Below are 26748 nucleotides of genomic sequence, written 5' to 3' on the forward strand. Positions count from 1 at the left end.
CCTCCGAGGCGTGAGCGGCCAGATCAAGCGCCCGCGCTCGTCGCCTCGGTTTCAGGCGCGGGCATCCACGCCTCCACGGCCGACCGGAGCGCCGCCCACTCGGGGAGCCACGAATGGGGCTCCGCGTCGTGCTCCAGCGCGTTGAGGATCCGCTCCTCGAGCTCGGATTGCCTCTTGAGTATCGGGTGGAATCCCGGTGTGTGCTGGATCTTCGCGAGGATGTTTTTCCCGGCGAACACCTCGAGCGCGTGCTGACGGAAGCGCCCGCCGCTCAGGCAATCTGGCACGTGGCGTTCGAAGGCCTGGAGCAGCTTGTCCTTGTCGAGCCGAGCGCCCTCGGTGTACGCGTCGGCTTTGTCTTGAAGCTCCTGCGCGAGCTCCTGCTTGGTAGCGTCGAGGCGCACCTGGGTCTCGATCCGGTTCCGCCGCGGCGCACAGCAGGTCAACGCGATGCGCGCCGCGGTGACGTGACCGAGCGCATCGAAGACGCGCTCGATCTGCGCCACGTAACGGCTCTTCGCCGCTGCGTCCCACCGGAGGGCGCGCGCCAGGACGTCGGGGTCGAGCAGGTAATTCTCCACCTCTTTGCGCCGCCACATCCATCCGAGCACGAGCTGCTTCTCGCCGTGGCGCAGGGTCCACCGACGAGGGCCGGGGTCGGTGGCCTTCATCCAGGCGCCGGGGTCCCTGGGGAAGTCACCATCGATGAGCCCGCAGACGCCAGGGTTCTGGCGGCGCCGGCCGCGGATCAAGCCCGCGAAGGCGTCCTTGCCGCCCGAGGGCTCGACCTGAACGCCGGTGCCGCGGAGGATCGCGTGGAGGAGCCTGACGTCGGGACCGTTGTCTTCTCCCTCGCACAGCAGCACGCTCACAGGCACGGCCGTCCCTCCGGGAGCCGGTGGATGGTGTGAGGGCTGACGAGCGTCGAGACCGCGCGCGCGTGCGTCGTGAACAGGAACTGATTGTCTTCCCCGAGGCGGGGTAACAGGCCGAGCACCGTCTGCGCGAGCGGCGGGTGCAGGTTCAGGTCGATCTCGTCGATGAGCACCACCGATCGGTGGATCTGCTGCCTCACGAACTCGAACAGGACCGGAAAGACGGATTGCTCGCCCGCCGACATCTCGCTCAGCGTGTACGTGCGGCCCCCGTCCTTCAGCACGAAGCGATCGTCCGCCGGCGTGGGTCCGTCGAACAGCGTCTCGAGCCCAGCGAAGCTGCGACCCGGGAACGCCGTTCGATAGAGAGCTTCCAGCTCGCCGAGGTAGTCGCGCTCCGGGTGTGGCCCGCGCTGCTCGCGGTTTCGATGCCAGATCTTGAGAATCCTATCGAGCCGCTCGACGGCGGTCTCGAACCGGACTCCCATTTCGTTCGGCGGAGCAGGCTCGGACGCGTCGCGCTCCGGCGGCTCGCGCGCGCCGGACAGCGCGATGTTGCGGAACTGGTCGTACCAGAACACCCCTGGTAGCCGAGAGAAAAGCGCGCGGAGCTTGGCGTCGTTCCGGAGCGAGGCCGCGACGTAGGAGCGCCCTCGAAACTGATAGAGCTCGCGCGCGGAGCCGGTCGTCCTCACCCGTGCTCCCTCGAGACGCAGCGTCACGACCCGACTGTCGCCGGGCTCCCTGAACGACTCATGGCTGGTGGGGCTCACGAGGTCCCACCAGCGCCTCGCGGCTTCCTGTGTCGCGGCGATCTCGTCGTCCTCGAACTCGACCGTCAGCTCGACGACCGGATCTCCGTGCACGAAGTACCGCTCTGGTGCCCACCCGGTCCAGCCGAAATGGCGTATATCGGGGATCTTCCGCTGCGCCAGCGACAGCGTGAGGGCGATGGCTTGCAGGATGGTCGTCTTCCCTGACGCGTTGTCGCCAAGGATCAAGTAACGATCTGCCACATCCCCGGTCGCCTTGTTCTTGAAGTCCAGCTCGACGCCGGGAGGAGCGAATTTCTTGAAGTTCTCGATCGTCGCTCGGCTGATCTTCATGGAGAGAACCTCGTCACGGGGAACCGACGGCGTGACGTCTTACCACGCGCGATCGGAGCGGCCTACCAGCGCAGGGCTTTGCACACGGGCAGCGCGCTGCCGCGGCGCCGCTCGGGCTCCCTCGACGAGGGCCGCGACACCGGCGCGACCTCGGTCGAAGGGCGCGACGCTCCGCGCCGAGCGGCCGGGCTGCTCGCGACACCGTGGCGATGACGCCGTCGAGGAGCGATGCGGGGTCCGCCAGGAGGCGCTGGAGACGACGGAACGCGCGCCGTGTGACGTCGCAGGCCCGGCTGTAAACGGCGGGGCACATGTAGCGTCATTTCGCAGGCCCGGCTGTAAACGGCGGGGCACACGTAGTGTCACTTCGCAGGCCCGGCTGTAAACGGCGGGGCACACGTAGTGTCACTTCGCAGGCCCAGCCGTAAACCGCGGGCGTAGATCGGTCACCCCGCCGCAGCCCGGCGGTGCTCCTCGGCGCTCCTCCCACCTCCCCACGCCTCCACCGCCCTCCGCTCCCGCGCGCCAAGGCCGCCGGCGCCCTCGCCGGGCGCCCGGACGCCGGGATCTCGCCTCTCGGTCCGCCCTCCGTGTGATACTCGCCGTCCCGATGAAACCCGGGGACATCGTCGCCGACCGCTTCCTGATCGAGCGCCTCGCCGGGTCGGGCGGGATGGGCTCCGTCTACCGCGCCCTCGACCGGCACACCGGCGAGACCGCCGCCCTCAAGGTCATGTCCGGCCGTGGCCTCGAGCACAGCGAGCGCTTCGCCCGCGAGGCGCAGGTCCTCGCCGAGCTCAGACACCCGGGCATCGTCCGGTACATCGCCCAGGGCGCCACCGAGAGCGGCGAGCCGTGGCTCGCCCTGGAGTGGCTCGAGGGCGAGAGCCTCGCCGACCGGCTCCGCCGCCGCGGGCTCACCGTCGCCGAGAGCGTCACCCTCGGCCTCCGCGTCGCCGAGGCGCTCGCCGAGGCCCACCGCAACAACGTCGTCCACCGCGACCTCAAGCCGAGCAACCTCTACCTCGTCGACAAGTCGGCCGAGCAGGTCAAGCTCCTCGACTTCGGCATCGCGCGCCTCACGTCGCTCGCGCCCCTCACCATGACCGGCGTCGTCATGGGCACGCCGTTCTACATGGCGCCCGAGCAGGCGCGCGGCGAGCGCGCCGTCGGGACCCCGGCCGACGTGTTCGCCCTCGGCTGCGTCCTGTTCCACTGCCTCACCGGTCGCCCGCCGTTCGTCGGCGACGACATCCACACCGCCCTCCTCCGCGTCGTGCTCGACGAGGCGCCCCGCCTCCGCGACCTCCGCGCCGACATCCCCGAGAGCATCGACGCCGCCGTCGCGCACATGCTCGCCAAGGACCCGGCCCAGCGGCCCGCGAACGGCGCCGCCGTCGCCCTCGAGCTGCTCCGCGTCGGCGAGATCAAGAGCACCCCCCCGGCGCCCGTGAGCCGGCGCGCGAGCGCGCTCACCACCGGCGAGCGGCGGACCGTCTGCCTGATGCTCGCCCGGGTGGGCCAGCCGGAAGCGCCGGCCTGGCAAGGGCCCACCATGCCGATGACCCTCCCGATGACCATGCCCCTCGCGCGCACCGTCTCGGAGGACGAGGTGAAGCGCGTGGCCACCCGCTTCGGCGGGGCCCTCCAGACGCTCGCGGACGGGCTCCTGCTCATCACCCTCGAGGGGCGCGGCCTCATCACCGACCAGGCGGCGCGCGCGGCGCGGTGCGCCCTCGAGGTGCGCGACCTCCTGCCCGGCGTGCAGATGGCCCTCGTCGCGGGCCGCGGCTCCGCCGACGACCGCCTCCCGATGGGCCCGACCATCGACCGCGCCGTGCGCCTGCTCGACCGCGCCGACGGCGGCTCCGTCCGCCTCGACGAGGTGATGGCCGGCCTGCTCGACGCCCGCTTCGACGTCGGCGGCGACGCGACCGGCCTCGTGCTCCGCGCCGAGCGCGACCTCGTCGAGGCGGCGCGCACCCTCCTCGGCCGGACCACGCCGTTCGTGGGGCGCGACCACGAGCTCGCCATCCTCGACGCCGTGCTCGACGAGTGCCTCTCCGAGCCGACCGCGCGCGCCGTGCTCATCACCGCGCCCGCAGGCCTCGGCAAGAGCCGGCTGCGCTACGAGTTCTTGCGCCGCGTCGAGGAGCGCGCGCAGCGCGTGCAGGTCTGGCTCGGCCACGCCGACCCGATGAGCGCCGGCTCGCCGTTCGGGATGCTGCGCCAGATGCTCCGCCGCGAGGCCGGGCTGTCCGGCGGCGAGCCGCAGGAGGTCCGCGAGCAGCGCCTCCGCGCCCGCGTGGGCCGCACCCTCTCGGGCGGCGACCTCGCCCGCGTGACCGAGTTCCTCGGCGAGGTGGCGCGGATCCACTTCTCCGACGAGGGCCGGGTCGAGCTGCGCGCGGCGCGCAGCGACCCGATGCTCATGGGCGACCAGATCCGCCGCGCCTGGGAGGACTTCGTGCTCGCCGAGTGCCGCGACGAGCCGGTGCTCCTCGTGCTGGAGGACCTCCAGTGGGGCGACGTGCCCACGGTCAAGCTCATCGACGCGGCGCTCGCGCTCCGGGACCAGCCGCTCATGGTGCTCGCGCTCGCGCGGCCCGAGGTCGAGGCCGTCTTCCCGAAGGTGTGGGTGTCGCGCGGCGTGCAGGAGATCCGGCTGCGCGAGATCGGGCGCCGGGGGAGCGAGCGGCTCGTGCGCGAGGTGCTCGGCGACGCGGTGACGCCCGACCTCTGCGCGCGGCTGTGCGAGCGCGCCGGGGGCAACGCGTTCTACCTGGAAGAGCTCATCCGCGCCGCCGCCTCGGGGCGCACCGAGGCGCTGCCCGAGACCGTGCTGTCCATGGTGCAGGCCCGCCTGGAGTCGCTCGACGGCGAGGCGCGGCGCGTCCTCCGGGCGGCGAGCGTCTTCGGCCAGAAGTTCTGGCGCGGGGGGCTGATGGCGCTGCTCGGCGGCGAGCGCCGGGCCCCGCAGGTCGACGGGTGGCTCGCGGTGCTCGTCGATCGCGAGCTCATCGCGCGCCGCGGCGAGGGGAAGTTCCGGGGCCACGACGAGTACGCGTTCCGGCACGCGCTCGTGCGCGAGGCGGCCTACGCGACGCTGACCGACGCGGACCGCGCGCTCGGCCACCTGCTCGCCGGCGAGTGGCTGGAGGCCGCGGGCGAGCGCGACGCGGCGCTCCTCGCCGACCACTTCGAGCGCGGCGGCGACGCCGAGCGGGCGGTCATCTGGTTCCGGCGGGCGGCGGAGCAGGCGCTCGGGGCGAACGACTTCCGCGCCGCCATCCAGCGCGCCGAGCAGGGCGCCGCGAGCGCCGACGTGGACGGGGAGCTCTTCGCGGCGCTGCGCCTCGTCCAGGCCGAGGCGCACAAGTGGCTCGGCGAGGCCGCCGAGGCCGAGCGGTGCGCCGTCATGGCGATGAACGGCTTCCCCAGGAAGAGCGCGCTCTGGTACGCGGCGGCCGCCGAGGCGGCGTCGATGCGCGTGCGCCTCGGCATGGGCGAGAGGCTCGCGGACCTCGTCGACGAGCTCCGGGGCGGGCGGCCGAGCGGCGAGCGCGGCGGGCCGCCGGAGCTGCTCGACGAGGCGACCGGCGCCTCGGTGAGCGCGCTGGCGCGCATCGCCGGGTCGCTCCTGCACGGCGGCCAGTACGCCGCCGCCGAGGAGATCGTGCAGGAGCTCGCGCGGGTGGCGATGCCGCTCGCCGAGCGCGACGCGGCGGTGGCGGCGCGCCTCCACGCGCTCCGCGCGTCGCAGGCGCTCTGCTACGGCGACCCGGCGGCGTCGCTGGAGTGGACCGAGCAGAGCATCCCGGCGTACCTCCAGACGGGCGACATCAGGAACGCGTGCCTGAGCCGGGTGAACGCGGCGCACTGCCTCGTGCAGCTCGGGGCGTACGGCCGCGCCGAGGCGGAGCTGCGCGACGCGCTCGCCGAGGCGGAGCGGCTCGGGCTCTACAACGTGGCGGCGTTCGCGAAGCAGAACCTGGGGCTGCTCTGGATCCAGCAGGGCGACCTCGGCGCGGCGCGCGCGGTCACGGCCGAGGCGGTGGAGGCGTTCGCGGCGCAGGCGAACCGGCGGCAGGAGGCGCGGTCGCGCGCCTACCTGGCGGCGATCCTGACCCGGCTCGGCAGCCTCGGGCCGGCGGACAACGAGGCGGGCGCGGCCGTGGCGATGCTGGCGCACGTGCCGACGCTCCAGGCGCTGGCGCTCGCGGTGCGCGCGCGGGTGCTGCTCGAGCAGGGCCGCGCCCACGAGGCGCTCGAGGCGGCGCGGCGCGGGCTCGGGCTGCTCGTGTCGGTCGGCGGGACCGAGGAGGGCGAGGCGCAGATCCGGCTCGTGTACGCCGAGGCGCTCCGGGCCTCGGGCCACCACGACGCGGCGCGCGAGGCGATCGCGGTGGCGATGCAGCGGCTCGTCGCGCGGGCGCAGTGGATCCGCGACCCGGCGCGGCGGCAGAGCTTCTGCCAGGCGGTGCCGGAGAACGCCAAGACGTTCGCGCTGGCGGCGCTCTGGCAGCAAGAGGCGGAGCCCACCCTGCAATGAGGCGCCGAGTCGCGGGCCGGGCGCCGCGCGCCGCGTGCCGCGTCAACGCGCGACGAGCCCGCTCGTACGGCCCCGCGGCGCTCGCCGGCCGCGCAGCGTTGGACGAAGCGCCGGCCGTGGCGGGCGCGTCCTTTCGCCGGCGCTGGAACAGCCGTGATCCGAAGTCCATCGACGACACTTCGGTTACCGTCCGCGGGCGCGCACGAAACGAGCGCGGCGCGGCGGCCGGGGCAGCTTGACTGTTTGTCGGAGCTCCGAAAGAATCGTCCGACAGCGGATATGTATTCAGCACTCTTTCGGAACGTGCTCTTTCCTTTTTACGAGACGAAACTCCGAAGGAGGGAGACGCTGACATACCTCGAGGAGCTGAAGCGGTCCCAGTGGCGGCCGGAGAGCGAGCTGCGCGAGCTCAACTGGCGAAAGATGCTGGCGACCCTCCGCTTCGCCGAGCAGAAGGTGCCCTTCTACCGGCGCCGCTTCGCCGAATACGGCGTGCGGGTGAAGGACGTGCACGCGCCCGAGGATCTCGTGCGCTTCCCGGTCCTGACCAAGGCCGATCTCCGCGCGCACGGCGACGAGCTCATCGCGGACGGCTGGAACGGCAAGCTCTTCAGGAGCGGCACGGGCGGATCGACCGGGGAGCCGGCGCGGTTCTTCTACGATCACACCACGTACGAGTGTCGTCAGGCCGCCGCCCTGCGCGCTGACGCGTGGGCCGGCGGCCGCATCGGGGACAAGGAGCTGTACATCTGGGGCATACCGACCCACGAGCCCCGCTGGAAGAAGGTGAAGCGCACGCTGCACGAGGCGTTCATCCGGAAGAAGACGGTCAGCGCGTGGAATCTGTCGGAGGCGCGGCTCGCGGGGGTGGTGGACGAGATCCTCCGCTACCAGCCGAACCTCGTCGTCGGGTACACGAGCCCGCTCTACTACACGGCGCGCTACGCGCTCGAGGCGGGGCGCAGGCTGCCGACGCCGAAGGGGATCATCGCGACGGCGGAGCGGCTCTTCCCGCACCAGCGCGAGGTCATCGAGAAGGCGTTCCAGGCGCCGGTCTACGATCGCTACGGCTGCAGGGAGATGATGCTGATCGGCGCGGAGTGCGAGCGCCGCGAGGGCAAGCACCTCAACATCGAGAACATCTTCGTCGAGGTCCAGTGTGGCGGCCGGCTGGCGCGGCCCGGGGAGCCGGGCGAGGTGATCTTGACCGACCTCCTGTGCCGGTCGATGCCGCTCATCCGCTACAAGAACGAGGACGTGGTGATCGCGGCCGACAAGTCCTGCTCGTGCGGCCGCGGGCTGCCGCTGCTCGCCTCGGTCGAGGGGCGGGTGCTCGACATGATCGTCGGGCCGGACGGCCAGCTCCTCTCGTCCGTGTTCTTCCCCTACTTCTTCAAGGACAACCCGACGGTGGAGCGGTACCAGGTCCACCAGGACAGGTCGCGGGCGATCACGATCCGGATCGTCCCCGGCGCGGCCTACCGGCCGGAGACGTCGCAGGCGATCGAGCGCGATCTGCGCCGGTTCCTCGGCGAGCGGGCGGACATCCGGGTGGAGCTCGTCGACGAGATCCCGGTCACCTCGGGCGGGAAGTTCCGCTTCACCGTGTCCGAGGTGCCGATCGAGTTCGGGCGCGAGGCCGTGGCGTGAGCGGTGCCCCCGAGGTCCGGCCGGCGGGCGGCGAGGGGTCGCGCGCCGCGCCGGGCCAGCCCGCGAAGGTCGCCCACGTCGTGCTGTCGCTCAACGTGGGCGGGCTCGAGCGGGTGGTGCTGCGGCTGCTCGAGCGGACGGCGCGCGACCGGTTCGCGCCGATCGTGTGCGCGCTGGAGGAGCCGGGCGCGCTGGCCGAGGAGCTGGCGCGGCTCGGCGTGCCGCTCGTGGTGCTGCCGCGGCGGCCCGGGCTCGACCCGGGGCTGCCGGTGCGGCTGTCGGCGTGGCTGCGGCGCGAGGGGATCCGGCTCGTGCACACGCACAACCCGGGGCCGCACCTCTACGGCGCGCTGGCCGCGGGCCTCGCCCGGGCCGCGAGCCTGCCGGGGGGCGGGGGGCCGCGCGTCATCCACACGAAGCACGGCCGCAACTACCCGAAGCAGCGGCGGAAGGTGCTGGTCAACCGGCTGGCCGCGGCGCTCACGGACCGGGTGGTGGCGGTGAGCGACGACGCCCGCGCGGTGACGCTCGAGGTGGAGCGGGTCGATCCGGCCAAGGTGGTGACGATCCTGAACGGCGTGGACACGGACGTGTTCCGGCCGGGCGACGCGGGCGCGGCGCGGGCGCGGCTCGGGGTGCCGACGTCGGGCTACCACGTGGGGTGCGTGGCGCGGCTGTCGCCCGAGAAGGACCACGCGACGCTGCTCGCGGCGTTCGCGCGGCTCCGGGGGGTGCGGCCGGACGCGCACCTCACGCTGATCGGCGACGGCCCGCTGCGGCCGGCGCTCGAGGAGCAGGCGGCGCGGCTCGGGCTCGGCGGGGCGGTGACGTTCACGGGGACGCGCGGCGACGTGGCGGAGCTCTTGCCGGCGTTCGACGTGTTCGCGCTCGCGTCGCTGACCGAGGGGATCTCGCTGACGCTGATCGAGGCGGCGGCGGCGGGGCTGCCGATCGTGGCGACGCGGGTGGGGGGGAATCCGGAGATCCTCGAGGAGGGGTCGACGGGGCTGCTCGTGTCGCCGGGGGCGCCGGAGCCGCTGGCGGCCGCGCTGGAGGCGGTCGCGGTGCGGGAGGACCGGGCCGCGATGGGGGAGCGCGGGCGGGCGCGGGTGGTCGAGCGGTTCGGGGTGGACCAGATGGTGCGGGCGTATGAGGAGCTCTACGCCGAGGTGCTCGGGGGATAGGGCCATCTCCGATCTCGTGGAGATCGGGATCTCGCCCGATGACGGCGTATCCACCTGATACGACGATGCCACTGTGAGCCTCGGGACATCGACGGATCTGGACCACGAATCCGCGCTGTTTGCTCACCCCCCCGTGTCCTCGCCCCCGCCCGCCGCGCGTCGCGCGAGCCAGCGGCGGAGCTGGTTCCTGTGCATGCCGAGCGTCCGGGCCGCGCGCGTCACATTGCCCTGCTCACGGCGCAGCGCCGCCTCGATCTCCTCCTCGGCGGGCCACGACGCGGCCTGCCGCGAGGGCCGCTCCTCCGCCGCCGGCTGCGGCGCCCGCGCGGCGTCCTTCGCCGCCGTGCCGGTGGCGCTGCCGGACACGAGCGCCGGCGTCCCGGGGAAGGCCAGCTGCCCCGCCGACGGGGAGAGGTGATGGTCGTGCACCACCGAGCTGCCCGCGAGGTGCGCCTCCTGCGCCGCTGCCCGGATCTCGGCGGTGAGCTCTCGAATGTTCCCTGGCCACGCCCGCAGGAGGCACGCCTCGATCAGCGACGCATGCGCCCGAGGGGGCGCGCTCGCCTCGGCGCGCGCGCCGGCCGCCGCATGTCGAAGGGCCGCATCGACGAGCCACGGGACGTCCTCCGGTCGCTCCCGGAGCCGCGGCATGCGGACCGAAGGCCGCGCGATGCGGAAGAAGAGATCGTCGCGCAGCTTCCCGGCGGCCACCTGCGCCCGCAGGTCCTTGTGGGTCGCCGAGACCAGCGCGAAATCCACCTGCACGGGCCGTGACGCCCCGAGCGGGAGCACCTCCTTCGCCTCCAGCGTCCTCAGGAGCTTCGCCTGCACGCCGAGGTCGAGCTCGGCCACCTCGTCGAGGAAGAGCACCCCGCCGCGCGCGGCTTGCACGTACCCTTCGGCGTCCGCCGCGGCGCCCGAGTACGCCCCCTTGCGGGCGCCGAAGAGCAGCCGCTCGGCCAGCCCCGCGGGGATGGCCGCGCAGTTCACGGGGACGAACGGCCCGTCGCGCCGCGGGCCGAGGGCGTGGAACGCCCGCGCCGCGTGCTCCTTGCCCGTTCCGCTCTCGCCCGCGATGTGCAGCGTCGTCCCGAGGCGCGCCGCCCGGTCGATCGCGTCCCATGTGCGGGCGAGGGTCGCCCCGCGGATCGTGCCGCCGGCGCGCGAGACCCCCGCGCGGAACGGCTCGACATCGGCCAGGAGCAGGAACACCGACCAGCCCGTGCGCACGATCCGGAAGTCGGCGCCGGCGCGCGCGCCCATCAGTGGGACGCCGTCGAGCCAGGTGCCGTTCCAGCTGTCGAGATCCTCGACCTGCCACGTGCCGCCGAGCCAGCGCACGCGCGCGTGCCTTCGCGACATCCGCTGGTCGTCCAGGTGCACGCCCGCGACCTCGCACCGCCCGAGCTCGATCTCGCCGTCCTCCAGCGGGAGCACGTCGCAGCGCGGGCTGTCCACCGAGAAGATGAGCAACAGCCCGGGTTTCGGCTCCTTGGGACCGAGTTGCTCGGAGGGGAGGCCGGGCGCGTCGTCCAGGGTCGTGTTCCGTGCGGGGAGCACCACGTCCCCGCGGAGTGTAACGCGGGTCTCTCGTCCGGTGCAGAGGGCACCGGCCGCGATCGACGAGCCTCCGCGCCGTTGCTGCAATGCGGCGCGCGCGCGCAGGATGCCCGGTGGCCGGCCCGTGTGCTCGCGCAGGTGCCCGCCCATGTGCCCGGCCCGTGTGCCCGTGCCCGCGCGCGAGCCATCCGACGTGCCAGCGCGCGGAACGCGGCGCTCGGGGCTCGCTTCTATGCCGGCATCTATGGCACATGGATTGCTGTGGACCTGGGCAGGTCCATGGAGGGGTATGTCGTCCGCGCGGCGACGGGCCAGCGGAGGCTCGCCGGTCCTCGAAGGAGCTTTTCTTGCGAGCGCAGCTCGAGTGTTGGCCGCCGGGCGCGGCGAATGATCCAGCGCAACGTTCCCTCGCGTGCCAGCGGCGCGTCGGGTATCCGGCCTTCGTCGGCGTAGAGCATGGAGACCGGCTCGTAAATGCACATCACCGGAGGCGTTCTTAGCCATGAAACGACATCTGTTCTGGATGTGGAGCATCCTCCTCGCAGCGCTCGCGGTCGCGTGTGCGAGCGACATGTCCACGCCCTGTGGAGACGGCTACTGCCTTGCGGACTACACGTGCCGCACCCCGATTGTCGGAGCGCCGCGGTGCGTCTCGCCCGACACGCCGCGCGACGCCTGCGGCAACGGGATCCAAGAGCTCGGCGAGGAGTGCGACGAGGGCGATGTCGAGCCGGGTGACGGATGCGGCGCGAGCTGTCGTTGGGAGGTCTGCGGCAACGCGATCCTCGATCCCGGTGAAGAGTGCGACGAGGGCGATGTCGAGCCGGGCGACGGGTGCAGCGCGAGCTGCCGGCGGGAAGTCTGCGGCAACGGGATCCTGGAGAGCGGCGAGGAGTGCGACGAGGGCGATGTCGAGCCGGGCGACGGATGCGGCGCGAGCTGCCGGCGGGAAGTCTGCGGCAATGCAATCCTCGACCCCGGTGAAGAGTGCGACGAGGGCGACGTCGAGGCGGGTGACGGGTGCGGCGCGACCTGCCGGCGGGAGGTCTGCGGCAACGCGATCCCCGATCCCGGCGAGGAGTGCGACTGTGGCGCCGATGCGGTCGCGCCCCGGGACCCGTTATGCCGCGACCGCCAGAACGCGCCCGCTGGTGGGCTGTGCCGCCCGGACTGCCGGCTTCATTGCGGCGACGGCGAGAAAGCAGAAGAGGAGATGTGTGATCCCGCTGCTCCAGCGACCGTCTCCTGCGTGGATCTGCGTTTTGACTTCGGTCGCCCCGGCTGTGCGCGTGCTTGCGACTCGCTGGACGTCGAGGGCTGCGGCGAGTTCGGGTGGCGCTTCATGCATACGCCGTCCGAGTTGCCCCTTACAAGCGTGTGGGGCAGCGGGCCCAAAGATATCTACGCCGTCGGGTGGAACTCCCTGCTGCACTACGACGGCACCTCTTGGACACAAAAGTTATTGTCGCCCGGGATGCACCTGTTCGATGTGTGGGGCAGCGGTTCGAGGGACATTTTTGCCGTTGGATCCTCCGATTTCGGGAGGTTCGTCGCTGGGCTGCATTATGACGGCAGCTCCTGGACACCGATGAATTTGCCGGTCACTTGGCCTGGGGAGCTTTACGGCGTGTGGGGCAGTGGTCCGAGCGACGTCTTCGCCGTCGGATTCTCCGGTCTCGAGGCCGCCGGCGCTGTGCTGCATTATGACGGCAGCTCCTGGACATCGATGGATTTGCCGGTCACTTTGCCGGACTACGCGGCTCTCTTAGGCGTGTGGGGCAGCGGTCCGAGCGACGTCTTCGCGGTTGGGAATGCGGGAATGTTGCTGCACTATGACGGCAACTCCTGGACGCAGATGGCTCTGCCGGTCACTTTGCCGGACAACGTGAAGCTCTCCGGTGTGTGGGGCAGCGGTCCGAGCGACGTATTCGTCGTTGGGGATCCGGCCATCGCGCTGCACTATGACGGTAGCTCCTGGGTACAGATGGATTTGCCGGTCGATGTGCCTCTTGCTGACGTGTGGGGTGGCGGGGCCAATGTCTTCGCCGTCGGACACCCCGGTATCGTGCTGCACTATGACGGCAGCTCCTGGACGCGGATGGTATCGCCGATAGATAGCCCTCTTCGGGGTGTGTGGAGTGGTGGCGCCAATGATGTCTTCGCCGTCGGAGGTGCCGGCGTCGTGCTGCATTTCGACGGCATGGCGCGGATAGAGCTAGAGCTGCCTTTCTCGGCCCCTGTACTGTACGGTTTGTACGACATGTGGGGCAGCGGTTCGAGCGACGTCTTCGCCGTCGGGAACTTGGGCATGGTGCTGCACTATGACGGCAGCGTCTGGACCTCGATGGCTCCGCCGGTCGCTGTTTCGCTCAGAGGCGTGTGGGGCAGCGGTCCGAGCGACGTCTTCGCCGTCGGGGACGGGGGGACGGTGCTGCACTATGACGGCAGCGCCTGGACCTCGATGGCTTCGCCGGTCGATGTACCTCTTCACGAGGTATGGGGAAGCGGTCCGGGCGACGTCTTCGCCGTTGGAGATTCGGACGTCTTGCTGCACTATGACGGCAGCGCCTGGACCTGGACCTCGATGCATTGGCAGGTCGCTGTGCCTCTTCACGACGTATGGGGCAGCGGTCCGAGCGACGTCTTCGCCGTCGGAGATGCGGGCGTCGTGCTGCACTATGACGGCAGCGACTGGACCTGGATGCCTTCGCCGGTCACTGTTTCGCTCAGAGGCGTATGGGGCAGCGGTCCAAGCGACGTATTCGCCGTCGGGGACGGGGGCACGGTGCTGCACTATGACGGCAGCGCCTGGACCTCGATCGCTTCGCCGGTCTATGCGCATTTCATGGACGTGTGGGGAAGCGGTCCGAGCGATGTCTTCGCCGTCGGGGACGGGGGCACGGTGCTGCACTTCGACGGGGTATCCTGGCTGCCCGTTGGCTGGGACCCTCTGGATGTGGTGGCTGTATGGGGCACCTCCACCAGCGACGTGTTTTTCCTCGGCGAGCAGGGGCGCAGCTATCGGCTCGTCCGGACGCCGCTCCGTCCTTGAAGGCGGAGGACGGAGGCTCGCCTCGGCCGGCTTCGTTCAGCGATGGACGCCCTGGAGCATCCCCGCACGCCCCCGGCACCTCCGGGAACCGGCCCACCGCTCCCTCGACGGCCAGGCTCCCGGCTCGCCTGGATCCATGGGGTGCGCCCAGCGGCATTGGCATGAGCCCGCTGAACGGAATATGCTCGGCACGCATGGTCGACGCCGGCGGCAGCTGTTCCGATGACGAGGCAGCGGTCATCCAGTGGCCGGGCCGGAGTGGACATCGACAGGTAAGGCAGGAAGTCGGCCCGTCGATGACCCTGATCACCGAGGCGGCGCATCTCCGCGCGGTGCCGATCGCCTACTATCCGCGCGCGGACGAGCGCGCCGCGGCGATGACGATCGGTTCTTCGCGACCAGCGTCGCACGAACTGCCCGTCGCCGCCGGGATCTCGCTCGGCCATTACGAGCTCATTCGCGAGCTCGGCCGCGGGGGCATGGGCACGGTCTTTCTGGCCCGCGACGTCCGGCTGGGCCGCCTCGTGGCCATCAAGCTCCTCACCACGCTGACCGGCTCCCGGCTCGACCGATTCCTCGTCGAGGCCCGCGCCACCGCGCTCTGCAAGCACGAGAACATCGTGACCATCCACGATGTGAACGAGCACGACGGATACCCCTACATGGTGCTCGAATACATCGAGGGCCAGAGCCTTCGCGCGTGGATGACGCAGCGCGGGCCGGCGGGCGCCGCGAGAGGCATCGCCGCCACCCCCGTGCCGGCGAGCGCGGCGGTGGAGCTGATGGTGCCCGTCGTGCGCGCCCTCGCGTGCGCCCACAAGCTCGGCATCGTGCACCGCGATCTCAAGCCGGAGAACATCATGCTGGAGGCGTCCGGCGCCATCAAGGTGCTCGACTTCGGCATCGCCAAGCTGCTCGATGCCCATGCCGCCTCCGCGCGCGATGGGCGCGCTCCTCCCGCCCCTACGGATCTCACGGGCGAGCTGCCCCTCACGCGCGACGGCGCGGTCATGGGCACGCTCGCCTACATGTCCCCCGAGCAGCGGGCCGGAGAGGAGATCGACCACGCCACGGATATCTGGGCTGTCGGGATCATGCTCCACGAGCTCGTGACCGGCGCGCACCCGTTCGATGAGGCGAGGACGCCCAGCTCCGCGCGTCCCGCCGCGCTCGACGCGCCGGTCCGGGCGCTCGGCGCGGCGCGGGGCGAGCTCGGCGCGCTCGGCCCGATCGTCGAGCGGTGCCTGCGCAGGCAGAAATCCGAGCGCTTCGCCTCGGCGCAGCAGCTCCTCGCCGAGCTCACGCCGCTCCTGCCTGGACGCCGCGAGATCGTCCTCGGCGCCGCCGAGAGTCCTTTCGCCGGCCTCTCGGCGTTCCAGGAGGTCGACGCCGACCGCTTCTTCGGCCGCGAAGACGACATCGCCGGCATGGTCGCGCGCCTGAAGAGCCAGCCGCTCCTCGCCATCGTCGGCGCCTCGGGCGTGGGGAAATCATCGCTGGTGAGGGCCGGGATCATCCCGGCGATCAAGCGCTCCGGGGCCGGGTGGGCGTCGCTCGTCATGCGGCCCGGGCGCGAGCCCATGGCGGCGCTCGCCGATCTGCTCACCCATCCATCCCTCCGGGAGAAGACCGAGGCCGATGCGCCCGAGGCGCTCGCCCGCGACACCGCGCGCAGGCGGCTCATCGACCGGCTGCGCGCCGAGCCCGGCCATCTCGGCGCCGAGCTGCGCGCGTGGGCTGCCCGGAACCAGCGCCGCGTCGTGCTGTTCGTCGATCAGTTCGAGGAGCTCTACACGCTCTCGTGCGACGCCCGCGAGCGCGCCGCCTTCTTCTCGTGCCTCGAGGGCGTCGCCGACGACGCCTCCTCGCCCCTCCGCGTCATCCTCTCCACCCGCTCGGATTTCATCGAGCGCGTGGCCGAGGACAGGCGCTTCATGGCGGGGGTTACCCGCGGCCTCGTGTTCCTCTCGCCCGTCGGCCGGGAAGGGCTGCGCGAGGCGCTCTTGAAGCCGGTCCAGGCGGCGCGGTACGAGATCGAGGACCCGGCGATGGTCGAGGGCATCCTCGATGTGCTGGAGACGACCCCTGGCGCTCTTCCCATCCTGCAGTTCACCGCGGCCAGGCTGTGGGACATGCGCGACCGCGAGCGGCGGCTCCTCACGCGGGCGAGCTACGAGGCCATCGGCGGCGTGGCGGGCGCGCTGGCGAGCCACGCCGACGCGGTGCTGGCCGGGCTCAGCGGCCGCCAGGCGAAGCTCTGCCGCGCCATCCTCGAGCGCCTCGTCACGCCCGAGCGCACGCGGGCCATCGCCAGCCTGGAAGAGCTCCGCGAGTTGCCCGGCGACGGCGACCCCGACGAGCTCGAGAGCCTCGTCCACCTGCTCGCCGACGCGCGGCTCCTCGCCATCGAGACCGGGCGCGACGACGTCGGCAGCAAGGTGGAGATCGTGCACGAGTCGCTCATCGCGCGCTGGCCGACGTTGCTGCGCTGGCTCGACGAGAACCAGGAAGACGCCGTGTTCCTCGACAAGCTGCGCGCCGCGGCCCGGCACTGGGCGTCGAGCGGCGGCGCCGACGACCTCCTGTGGCGCGGCAAGCTCGCCGAGGAGGCGCGCCGCTTCCGGGAGCGCTCCGAGCGCCGGCTGCCCGAGCGCGAGCAGCGCTACCTCGACGCCGTGATCGGGCTGGCCGGCCAGGCGCAGCGCAGGAAGCGCAACCTCATCGTCGGGACCATCGCGAGCCTGGCCCTCCTGGTCGTCGGCGCCACCGCGGGCATCGTCACGGTGGTGCGCCAGAACCGGGTCATCAGCGCGCAGCTCGCGGACATCCGCCGGACCGAGGACAGCCTCGAGGAGGCGCTCGCGAGAGAGACGGCGTCCCGGCAGGCCGCCGAGCAAGCGAGGATGAGCACGGAAGAGCAGCGGAAGCGGGCGGAGCTGCTGCAGAAGGAGGCCGAGGAGGCCAGGGACAGGGCCGAGGCCGAGGCCGAGCGGGCGCGCGCCGCGGCCGGCGAGGCGCGGACGGCGCGCGACGAGGCGCGGACGTCCGAGGCCGAGGCGCGGCGCGCCGAGGCCCAGGCCGACGATGAGCGGGCCAGGGCCGGCGTCGAGGAGCGGAAGGCCAAGCAAGCCGCGGACGACGAGCGACGCAGCAAGGAGGAGCTGGAGCAGCTCATCCAGCGCTCCGTCGGGCGGATCCGGGACCGCTTGAGGTAAAGCGCGCGCCGGGGGATCATCGCGCCATCCCCCGTGCAGAGGACGCCGACGAGCGCGCGCGCCGCGATCTGTTCATGGCTCTCGATCGCGATCGTCGCGTCCCGGGCCGCGCCCGCGTGGGCTCAGGCCGAGGCGGCGTTGCCCCCCTGGCACGAGGGCGTCCCGGAGGCGCGCAAGCAGGCGGCGCTGGAGCTCTTCATGCAGGGGCGGGACCTGCACCGGAGGATGGTGCTCGGCGACGCCAAGAAGAAGTACGAGGAGGCGCTCGCCCTGTGGGAGCACCCGGATCTCCGGTTCTACCTGGGCAGGGTGCTCAAGATGATGGGCATGCCGCTGCTCGCCTACGAGAACCTGCGCCTGTCGCTCCGGTGGGGGCCGGCGTCGCTCGATCCGGAGGACCATGAAGAGGCGCGCGTGCTGATGAAGGAGCTCGTCGAGCGGGAGCTCGCCGCCGTCGAGATGCGCTGCGATGAGCCCGGCGCCGCGGTGCTGCTCGACGGGAGGCCGTGGTTCGTCGGTCCGGGCTCGGCGCGCCGGTTCGTGACGCCGGGAGAGCACGTCATCAGCGCGCGGAAGGAGGGGTATTTCCCCCTCGTCGAGCCCGTCGTCGTGCTCGCCGGGGCGCAGGCCTCGGGCGCGCTCACGCTGAGCGCCGACGGCCTCGTCACGGTGCGCCGGTGGGCCGCGTGGAAGCCGTGGGCCGTGGTCGGGGCCGGCGCGGGCCTCGGGTTGGCGGGCGCGGTGTTGCGCTGGCAAGCCGACGAGCACCTGGACGTGGCGGAGCAGCGATTCGAAGAGACCTGCACGTCGAGCTGCGTCCCGACGACGACCGACACGACCAGCCGGGGGCTCACGGAGAGCCGCGTCGCCACCGGCCTGTTCATCGCCGGCGGCGCGACCCTGGCGGCAGGCGCGGTCCTGGTGTTCCTCAACATGCCGCGGACGTATCGCAGCGAGGATCGAGGCGGCGTGGAGCTCCGGATCGTGCCCGCGGCGTCGGGCGCGATCGCCGGGCTGTCGGCGCGGCTCTCCTTTTGAGCCGCCGAGATGCCTATTCGCTCGGATCGAGCTCGATCCCGACGGTCCACGCGCCGCCCTTCCCCTCGTCGCGCACGGTCGCCCGCCCCGCGGCCACGTCGAGATCGAACGCCGGATCCCCGCCGTTCGGGGTCGTGTTCCCGTCGTGGACGCGGGCGACCTGGTCCCCCTCCACCGCGCACTCGGAGACGCCGGTCGTGCCCGCGCCGTAGAGCATGCGGCCGCCGCACTCCAGGCGCGTGAGGCACCTGCCGCCCCGCGCGAGCGGCGAGACGCGCAGCGTGCACCGCGCGCCCGGCTTCACCGGGCTCGGCCCCGTCGACCCGGTGACCCGCGCGGACCGGCGCAGCGCCTTGCCGGTGGCGTCGAGGAGCGGCTCTCCCTTCACGGGCGCGCTCTGGTACGGCAGCGTGAGCTCGACGCGGTACGCAGGCGCCGAGTCGCGCCAGACCGCGCCGGCCTTGCGGATGCTGTCGATCGAGACCTCGGCGCGCTCCCCGGCGCGCGAGCCCTTGTCCTGGTACGAGAGGGCATAAACATACGTGCCAGGCGCCGCGCCCGAGTCCTCCTCCACACCACTGCTGAACATCGACATGCCGTTGAGCGAGTCGCTCGATCGATAGATCGGCTTGCCGCCGCAGACGATCTCCAGCGCAGGCACGTGGATGCTGTCGCCCGAGCTCGCGAGCTCCGCCTCGACGGTGCACGGGGCGCCGGCCGCGAGGGGGAGCCCGGTGGCGCGCGCGACGGTCGCCCTCCAGGTCGCCGTCGCGGTCCGCGAGGGCTCTTCGGGAGGCGGCGCGGCCGGCTCCGGCGGCGCCGGCGGCGCCGGCGCGGGCTCGGGCGGCGGCGGCACCGGGGCGGGCTCGGGCGGCGGGGCCGCGGCCGGCCGCGGCGGGCCCTGGATCGCGTAGGACTCCGGCCGCGTCATCGCGTAGCCCGCGACCATGGCGCAGAACCCGAGGCCCGCGAGCGTCGCCAGGATCGGCACGGCCAGCGAGCGCCTCGGCCGGCCCCGCACCGCGTCGAGCTCGCGGCCGAGCTCGTCGAGCACGCGGCGGGCCTCGTCCATCTGACGCTCGAGCTGCTCGACGCGCGCCGCCCGGCCGTCGTCCCGCTGCTCCTCGAGCTCCTTTTTGGCCGCCGCGAGCTGCTCCTCGAGGCTGTCCACGCGCCCGCGCAGCGCGTCCCGTTCGTCGCGGTACCGCATCGCACAACGATAGCACCCGCGGCTCGCGCGAGGCGCGGGCGCCGGAGCGCCTCGCGCCGCGGGGCGACGGCGGCCCGGTATCGTGGGGCTCGTGGGGTGGCCGTGTCCGCGGTCTGACGGTTCGCTCCGGATTCCGCGGCAGAATGCCAGACTTCTCGCCCGGGCCCCCGGTCCAGCGTGTACGCTGGACGGGTCCGCAGCCGTCGTGGGGAGGGCGACCTGGGTATGACAGCAGGAGGCCGTCGGAAATGGGTCAGGGTCGCCAGCGCAGTGGGGTGCCGTTGCCGGAGCAGTGGGGCGACCTGCCCGGCACCGCGTCGCGGCAGGCCAGGAGAGCCTCCGGCGTAGCGGCGCCGCGCGGGGCGGCCAGCCCTCGCACCATCGGCGTCGTCGCCCCCTTTCTCTCCGGCGCGTTCTGGGGCCCTGTCCTGATCGGCATTCACGAGGCGGCCCAGCACCGCGGCCATCGCACGCTGGTGCTGCGCGGCACGCCGTCCGAGGTCCAGGCGCCCTCGCTCGGGAGGGAGCAGGTGGACGGGTGGATCGTCGTCATCGAATTCGACGGCCTCTCGGAGCTCGCGCGCGCGGGGGTCCCGTTCATCACGCTCGGCGCCCGTCCCGCCGATATCGACTGCCCGGCCGTGCTCCCGGACAACCACGGCGGCGTCCGGAGCGCGGTGCTCCACCTGATCGAGCACGGGCACCGGCGCATCGCGTTCGTCGGCAACTTCGCCGCGTACGACGTGCGCGAGCGCCGCGACGCCTACAAGGACACGCTCGCCGAGGCGGGGCTCCCCTTCGACCCCGCTCTCGTCATCCCGTGCGATAACAACATGTACAGCGGCGGCCGGGCCGTCGCGCCCGAGCTCCTCGCGCGGCTGCCCGGGTGCACGGCGGCGGTCTTCGGCACCGACAAGAACGCGCTCGGGATGATGTCCGCGCTGAAGGCGGCGGGCGTCCGCCTCCCCGAGGATTTCGCGATCATCGGCTTCGACGACGTCGCGGAGGCGCAGAGCGCCGATCCGCCGCTGACCACCGTGCGCCAGCGGTTCGAGATGATGGGGAGCGCCGCGTGCGAGCTCATCTTGACGATGATCGCCGGCGAGCCCTTCCCGGCCGGGGGCGTGCGCACGGCGAACGCGCTGATCCAGCGGAGCTCGTGCGGGTGCAACGTGATCCAGAACTTCCTCGACGCGACGGCGTCGCCGGCGCCCGAGGAGGACGCCGAAGACGCCGTCGCCCGGCAGATGGTCGAGCTCTTGATCCTGCCCAGGCCGCTCCCGCCCGACACCCCGCCGACCGATGTATGGCCGGCGGTCGCGCGGGTGGTCGACATGTATTTCTCGGTGCTCCGCGGCGGCGCGCCGGCGCCGGCCGCCGAGCTCGAGCGCGCTTATCGGCAGGCGGTCGACATCACGCCCGATCTGGGCGCCCTGCTGGCGACGGCGCGGCTCCTGGGCCAGCTCCCCGAGCGGCGCGGGGCGCCCCTGGACGCCGCGGCCCGGCGCCGGATGGAAGACTTCCTGGAGCTCGCGCGCCTCGCGATCGCGCGGGCCCGGCTCGCGGCCGAGACGCAGTATGTCCACCAGCTCGGGGTGCTCGCGAGGACCAATTACGAGGTGAGCTTCACCCTGCTCGGCGGCACTCAGCAGGAATACAGGTCGCTCTCGTGGCTCGAGACGACCACGGTGGTCTGGGGCTGCCTTGCCTTGTGGGAGGACCCGGCGGCGCGCGCGGAGCTCGTCATCGCCGGCGCGTACAGCCGCGACGGCAGCCCGGTCCCCCCGGACGGCAGCCGTTGCGGGCTGGAGGCGTTCCCACCGGCGGAGATGCTGCCGCCCTCGGCCACGGACGGCACGTATTCGGTGTTTCTCTTGCCGATCCGCTCTGCCCAGCGCGATTGGGGGATCCTGGCGATCGTCGGCCCGACGCACGTCGCGATGACCGGCGACGAGGGCACGGTCGCGATCTGGGGGACGCTGCTCGGCGCGGCGCTGGAGCGCGACGCGCTGGTGGAGTCGCTGTCGGCGCAGCACGTCGACCTGCAGAAGGCCTATGCGAGCGAGCGCGCGCTCTCGGAGACGGTGCGCGAGCTGGGCTGTCCGCTCATCCCGCTGCTGCCCGGCGTGCTGCTCGTGCCGCTGATCGGGATGATCGACGGCGGTCGCGCCCAGCAGGTGCTCGAGAAGGTGGCCGAGGGGGTGAGCCGGCACGAGGCGCTGTGCGTGCTGCTCGATCTCACGGGCGTTCCGTTCGTGGACGCCCAGGTCGCGCATTCCCTCGGCATGACGAGCCGCGCGGCCGCCATGCTCGGGGCGCGGGTCTATCTGGTCGGCGTGCGCCCCGACATCGCGAGGAGCCTCGTCGACGTCGACCTCGGCGCGCTGGCGACGTTCTCGTCGCTGTCGGCGGCGCTCCGGGAGCTCGCGCCGGCGCGCGGGCGCTCGCTCAAGGCCCGGCGGGGCGCGCGCTAGCTCGCAATCTCGATCGAGCTTCAACGCCTCGAATCAGCGGGCCTTCTCGGCCGTGCTGGCACTATCATCGCCCCGTGCACCTCGAGTTCATCGGCGCCGCCCAGACCGTCACCGGATCCATGCACCTCCTGAGGACGCGTGACGCCACCGTCCTCCTCGACTGCGGCCTCTACCAGGGCCGCCGCGCCGAGTCCTTCGAGCGCAACCGCCACCTGCCGCTCCCGGTCCACGAGATCGACGCCGTCGTCCTCTCGCACGCTCACATCGATCACTCCGGCGCCCTGCCGAGCCTCGTGAAGAGCGGCTACGAAGGCCCGATCTACGCCACCCCCGCCACGCGCGACCTCGCGGCCGTCATGCTGCGCGACGCCGCCGCGATCCAGGTCTCCGACGCGCGTTACCTCAACCGCCGCGCCGAGGAGCAGGGGAGCGACGCGCCGCGCGTCGAGCCGCTCTACGACGACGACGACGCCGTCGAGGCGATCGCCCGCTTCATCGCCGCGCCTTACCATCACCCGATCTCCATCGCGCCGGGCGTGCGGCTCACCTTCCTCGACGCGGGCCACGTGCTCGGCAGCGCCGTCTCGCTGCTCGACGTCGTGGAGGGCGACGCGCACAGGCGCGTCGCCTACACGGGCGATCTCGGCCGCCACGGGCGCCCGATCCTGCGCGATCCCGAGGTCGCCGAGCGCGCGGACCTGCTCGTCTGCGAGAGCACCTACGGCGATCGCCTCCACGAGGGGACGGATGAGCTCGACGAGGATCTCGCGCGCGTCGTCCGGCGGACGGCCGAGCGCGGCGGCAAGCTCTATATCCCCACGTTCGCGCTCGAGCGCGCGCAGGAGGTGATCTTCGCGCTCAAGAAGCTCCGCCGGTCCGGCCGCATCCCGCAGCTCCCGGTCTACGTCGACTCGCCGCTCACGGTGAAGATCACCGACGTCTTCCGGCTCCACCCCGAGTGCTTCGACGTCGAGACCCGCGCGCTCCTTCGCAACGCGGGCTCGCCCTTCGACTTCGAGGACCTGCGCTATGTGGAGGACGTCGCGGCCTCGAAGGCGATCGACGCCGAGCCTGGGCCCTCGATCGTCCTCGCGGCGAGCGGCATGTGCGAGGCGGGCAGGATCCTCCACCACCTGAAGTCCGGGATCGAGGACCCGAGGAGCACCGTGCTCATCGTCGGTTATCAGGCGCAGCACACGCTCGGGCGGAGGCTGGTCGAGCAGCGATCGCGGGTGAGGATCTTCGGCGTCGAGCGGGAGCGGCGGGCCGAGGTCGTGGTCCTCAACGGCTTCAGCGCGCACGCGGATCAGGGCGACCTGCTCCGCTACGCGGACCGCTGCCGCGAGCGCGGCCCGCTCGGCAAGATCGCGCTCGTACACGGCGACCCACGGCCGCAGCAGATCCTCGCGGGCCTGCTCCGCGCGCGCGGGCACGGCGAGGTCGTGATCCCGGCGCCCGGCGATCGCCTGGAGATCGCCTGATCGACGGCCCCTCGGAGGCGGGCACAGCCGCGGGGACGTCGACAGCCACCTTGCGCGCGGCGGCGGCCCCGCCCGGCCCGAGCGCGCCAACGGCGGCGGCGAGCACGATGCGCCGTGCGCCTCGCGACCTCCGCCCTGGCCGGGTGCCCGTGACATCTCCAGATCGACGGCTTGAATGGGGCGCTCCGAGCCGGCATCAAAGCCGGGCGCAACCATGGATCCATGGAGGACGCATGAACATACACCGCGCGCTCATCGGTTTGGCCGTTCTGTCGCTGACGTCCCTCTCGTCCACGGCGGCTCTTGCGCGAGTTGTCTTGGATCTACTGACCACCGAGCCGAACGACTCGCGAGACAGCTCGGTCGGGGTGACGCGACTGAACTCGATGCGGGTGAACGTCCGGACGACACCGCCCGAGGAGGTCCACGCCGTCGAGGCGGAGTACGCCGGGGTGACGATCCCGCTCACGCGCAACGAGTACAACGGCACGTATTACGGGACGTTCGATCTGACCGAGATCCCCTACGGTCGGTACACCCTCAAGGTCACCGCGTACGACAGGTACGGGGAAGCTTCGACGATTGAGCGACTCGTGTACCGGTACGCGCCCCCGACCATGCGGGTGGTCAGCCCGCGACCCTACACCCCGATCACCAGGGACACCCCCATCGTCGCGAGGTGCGTCGCAACTCTCCCCTTCTCGTGCATCAATTTCAGGGCGATCGTGTCCAGCCAGTTTCGCAAGGCCGAGACGCTGTACGCGGGGCCGTCGACCGTGCCAGGCGTGACGGAGCTCATCCTGCCCCCCTTGTCACCTCCGCTCCAGCCGGGCGAAGTGCTCAGGATCGGGCTCCAGTCCGAGAACCCAGGCGGCGGCGTGCTGTCGTCGCCGGCCAGCTATGGCACGTACGCCCCCGTCTACTACGTCGAGGAGAGCCCGAAGCTCTCCGTGGTGCAGCGCGCCCCCGGCGCCATCATCGATTTCGACGCGACGCGCATCCTGTTCCTCGATCACAACTACCTGCTCGGCGTCGTCGACCGCGCGACCGAGCTGGTCACCTACATCGGGGAGCTCCAGCCGCCCACCCCCCATACCACGACCGAGGATTACGGCGCCCTCACGCCGTCAGGGGTCGTGATGCAGTCGTGGAACGGGTACCTCTTCGCGTGGGCGAACGGCCTCTTCAGCAGGACCGAGAGGCGAGGATGGATCGACGCGGTGAACGGCGACTCGCTCCTCTGGATGACGCCCGACGAAGACCGAATCAACCTGCTCACGCTGACCACGGACGTCGATACGACGTTCCATCTCAGGCCAGGCACCACCACACCGTTTCAAGCCGACATCGCGGATTCCGGCGACATCTACTACAGCACGTACGAGGAACCGTCGATCCGCGGCCCGGGCGAGCTCCGGCTCGGGGACCATCCCGGGTACCTGCAGCGGCCGATCACGGACGGCACGAACGTCGCCGGCCGGTGGTGGAACGGGGCCGTCTGCTCGAGCTACCTCTATACAGCGGACGGCCAGGAGGTGTTCCTCGGCGACTCGAGGCAAGGCAACGCCGCGGGGCTGCTCCTGCATGGGGGGTATACAGCTTTCCTGAAGAGCGACGGCGCCGTCAATCAGGTCTGGGTGCGGACCCCGGCGGGGGATCTGCACCAGCTCAGCGACTTCCCGACGTCGAGCCGGTTCGACCAGCAGAGGCTCCGCATCGGGCACGACGGCATCAGCGATACGGGGGATGTCGTGTTCCTGAACGACGGGAAACGTTACATCGGGCGCCCGGGGGAAGAGCCTGAAGAGATCGGCTCCGATCTCGGTCATGCGCGCTGGTTCGATGGGGGCTGGTACGTGACGCTCGGCAACACGCTGTTCGAGGTAGCGGCCGGCGACGGGACGACGGGAGATGGCGCGGTCGCGACGGAGGGGATGGCCGGGCGCCCCGTCATGGAACGACCGCAGGAGGGGCTTGAGCTCATGTACACGGCGCCGCTCGCCTCCGAGGCCGCCGAACCGCCGGCGCCGGATCCCGGCGACCCCGAAGCCGCCCCGGACACCTTCGACGACTTCGAGGCGGCGCCGCTCTCCGGCGATCTCGCCAGCGCCGGCGCGCTCGGCGACCCGCCGCCGGCCGCCATGGGCTGCAGCGCCGGCCGGAGCGTCGCCGGCCAGAACGCAGGTTTGCAAGGCGCCGCCGCGCTCGCCTCGGCGCTCGTCGGGCTCACGCTTGCGCGACGCGGCCGCAGGCGCTGCTCATCGACGGCTCCTCGGGCGGCTCTCGCCACCGGGCCTGCTCGAGAGCGTTCCTCCTGACGCGCGGCGGTCGCCTCGCTCGCCAGCACCCTGTGCCTTGCGAACGGCCGCTGCGTCCCGACTGCGGGGGCCTGTGTCTCTTGAATGCGCTGCGCCCGTAGGGCGACCCTCGCGTCGAACAACCGAGAGATGAACCGCCCAGGTGGTTTGGGCTCCACGCGGGTGTCCTCTTCTCGACGCGACGTCCTCGGCGTCGTGGGGGTCCGGGACGCTGTTCTTTCCGGCGGTTTCAACCCGTTTGCCGTTCCAGGCAGTCCCCATTTGTCGGGCTCCTTGAAAGGGGACCCTTCAACGCGCGGACACCTCACTGCGTGATCGCGCAAGCGTTTGCCTGATCAGGAAGAGGCGAGCTCCCGTCACCCCCACGACACGACACGCCGGGCGCGGCGCAACCTGATGATCCTGCGCGTGGCACGGCGCCTGCACACCTGCGGATGCATGCAGGTGCATGCAAATGCAAGAGCGGCCTTGCCCAGCCGGCGAGTCGCTGGCCCCTGACGGAGAGGGACGGGGCCTTCGTGCATGCCGGCTTCCGTGCCGTCGGCCGCGGGATGTCCCGCGCCTCCGGTGCCGCGCCCGCCGCGGGCCGCGAGGACCTCGGTCGTCGTCCGGCCGGGCGCGCCCTGGTCGCTTTCCAACCGAGGTGATCCATGAGCGCAAAGCAGAAAATGAAGCTGAACATCGTGAATGGCGGCCCGGCCGAGCTCGACGCCCCGCTGTCCCTGCTGGAGGTCCTCGCGCGGCCCGAGCAAGCCCCGGCCTTCGATCGCCGGTTGCTCCGCGCCGAGGGGTGAGCGCTCCGCGCGAGCAGCTACGGCTTCGAGACCGAGATCCAGGGCCTGAACATGGATGAGCTGGACGTGGAGTCCTACGAGGGCACGTTCGTCATGGATCACAAGCTCCTGTCCCCGCTGTTCTCCCTCACCCACGACGAGCTGAACACCAAGTGCGCCGGCAGGGCGCTCTCGCTCCTCACGGGAGAGCGACTGTCCAATTGAAAGGCAACCGAGCGGGCCCGCGACACGCGGCCCTC

At 71.9% G+C, this 26748-nt stretch carries 15 protein-coding genes; 11 read left to right on the forward strand and 4 right to left on the reverse strand.

The genetic code is table 11. The features are described from left to right. Positions 1-23: 23 nt before the first annotated feature. Positions 24-878, reverse strand: a complete 855-nt coding sequence (locus WMF20_RS49170; protein WP_437608951.1) for a hypothetical protein — start codon at positions 876-878, stop codon at positions 24-26. Next, positions 869-1981, reverse strand: a complete 1113-nt coding sequence (locus WMF20_RS49175; protein WP_129580737.1) for an AAA family ATPase — start codon at positions 1979-1981, stop codon at positions 869-871. The genes WMF20_RS49170 and WMF20_RS49175 overlap by 10 nt, the downstream gene beginning before the upstream one ends. Before the next feature lie 610 nt (positions 1982-2591). Here WMF20_RS49175 and WMF20_RS49180 point away from each other — a divergent pair. The 3 genes from WMF20_RS49180 (at position 2592) to WMF20_RS49190 (ending at position 9367) form a co-directional block, all read left to right on the forward strand. Next, positions 2592-6533: a protein kinase domain-containing protein gene (locus WMF20_RS49180; RefSeq protein ID WP_437608954.1), complete on the forward strand. Its 3942-nt coding sequence runs from the start codon at positions 2592-2594 to the stop codon at positions 6531-6533. A gap of 303 nt (positions 6534-6836) precedes the next feature. Beyond that, on the forward strand, positions 6837-8183 hold the full coding sequence (locus tag WMF20_RS49185) for a phenylacetate--CoA ligase family protein (protein ID WP_237244824.1): 1347 nt from the start codon (positions 6837-6839) through the stop codon (positions 8181-8183). Further along, positions 8180-9367: a glycosyltransferase family 4 protein gene (locus tag WMF20_RS49190; protein WP_129580740.1), complete on the forward strand. Its 1188-nt coding sequence runs from the start codon at positions 8180-8182 to the stop codon at positions 9365-9367. The genes WMF20_RS49185 and WMF20_RS49190 overlap by 4 nt, the downstream gene beginning before the upstream one ends. Before the next feature lie 123 nt (positions 9368-9490). Here the strand turns inward: WMF20_RS49190 and WMF20_RS49195 are convergent, their stop codons facing one another. After that, positions 9491-10930, reverse strand: a complete 1440-nt coding sequence (locus WMF20_RS49195) for a sigma 54-interacting transcriptional regulator (RefSeq protein WP_437608957.1) — start codon at positions 10928-10930, stop codon at positions 9491-9493. A 499-nt stretch (positions 10931-11429) separates the two neighbouring features. Here WMF20_RS49195 and WMF20_RS49200 point away from each other — a divergent pair, with 499 nt between their 5' ends. The 3 genes from WMF20_RS49200 to WMF20_RS49210 all read left to right on the forward strand — a co-directional run bounded on the left by WMF20_RS49200 (position 11430) and on the right by WMF20_RS49210 (position 18232). Next, positions 11430-13979, forward strand: a complete 2550-nt coding sequence (locus WMF20_RS49200; protein ID WP_437608959.1) for a glucosyltransferase-I — start codon at positions 11430-11432, stop codon at positions 13977-13979. Between the two features lie 161 nt (positions 13980-14140). Beyond that, a complete protein-coding gene (locus WMF20_RS49205; RefSeq protein WP_437608961.1) occupies positions 14141-17194 on the forward strand; it encodes an nSTAND1 domain-containing NTPase in 3054 nt (1017 codons plus the stop codon). Between the two features lie 33 nt (positions 17195-17227). Further along, the gene (locus WMF20_RS49210) at positions 17228-18232 is read left to right on the forward strand and encodes a hypothetical protein (protein ID WP_437608963.1); all 1005 of its coding nucleotides are present in this window, start codon (positions 17228-17230) and stop codon (positions 18230-18232) included. Positions 18233-18245: 13 nt separating this feature from the next. Here the strand turns inward: WMF20_RS49210 and WMF20_RS49215 are convergent, their stop codons facing one another. After that, positions 18246-19442 carry a hypothetical protein gene (locus WMF20_RS49215; protein ID WP_437608965.1) on the reverse strand — a complete coding sequence of 399 codons (1197 nt, stop codon included), beginning with the start codon at positions 19440-19442 and terminating at the stop codon, positions 18246-18248. A 248-nt stretch (positions 19443-19690) separates the two neighbouring features. Between WMF20_RS49215 and WMF20_RS49220 the strand changes: the two genes are divergently transcribed. The 5 genes from WMF20_RS49220 to WMF20_RS49240 all read left to right on the forward strand — a co-directional run bounded on the left by WMF20_RS49220 (position 19691) and on the right by WMF20_RS49240 (position 26713). Further along, positions 19691-21916: a substrate-binding domain-containing protein gene (locus tag WMF20_RS49220; protein ID WP_437608967.1), complete on the forward strand. Its 2226-nt coding sequence runs from the start codon at positions 19691-19693 to the stop codon at positions 21914-21916. A gap of 74 nt (positions 21917-21990) precedes the next feature. Further along, positions 21991-23397, forward strand: coding sequence for an MBL fold metallo-hydrolase (locus tag WMF20_RS49225; protein ID WP_437608969.1), 1407 nt, complete (start codon positions 21991-21993; stop codon positions 23395-23397). Positions 23398-23714: 317 nt separating this feature from the next. After that, on the forward strand, positions 23715-25715 hold the full coding sequence (locus WMF20_RS49230; RefSeq protein ID WP_437608971.1) for a hypothetical protein: 2001 nt from the start codon (positions 23715-23717) through the stop codon (positions 25713-25715). Positions 25716-26365: 650 nt separating this feature from the next. After that, positions 26366-26509, forward strand: a complete 144-nt coding sequence (locus tag WMF20_RS49235; RefSeq protein ID WP_437608973.1) for a hypothetical protein — start codon at positions 26366-26368, stop codon at positions 26507-26509. Between the two features lie 51 nt (positions 26510-26560). Then, complete coding sequence (locus tag WMF20_RS49240; RefSeq protein WP_437608975.1) at positions 26561-26713, forward strand: hypothetical protein; 153 nt, start codon at positions 26561-26563, stop codon at positions 26711-26713. The last annotated feature ends 35 nt before the right edge of the window (positions 26714-26748 follow it).

The organism is Sorangium sp. So ce834, from assembly GCF_051521425.1.
Lineage (GTDB): Bacteria > Myxococcota_A > Polyangia > Polyangiales > Polyangiaceae > Sorangium > Sorangium cellulosum_D.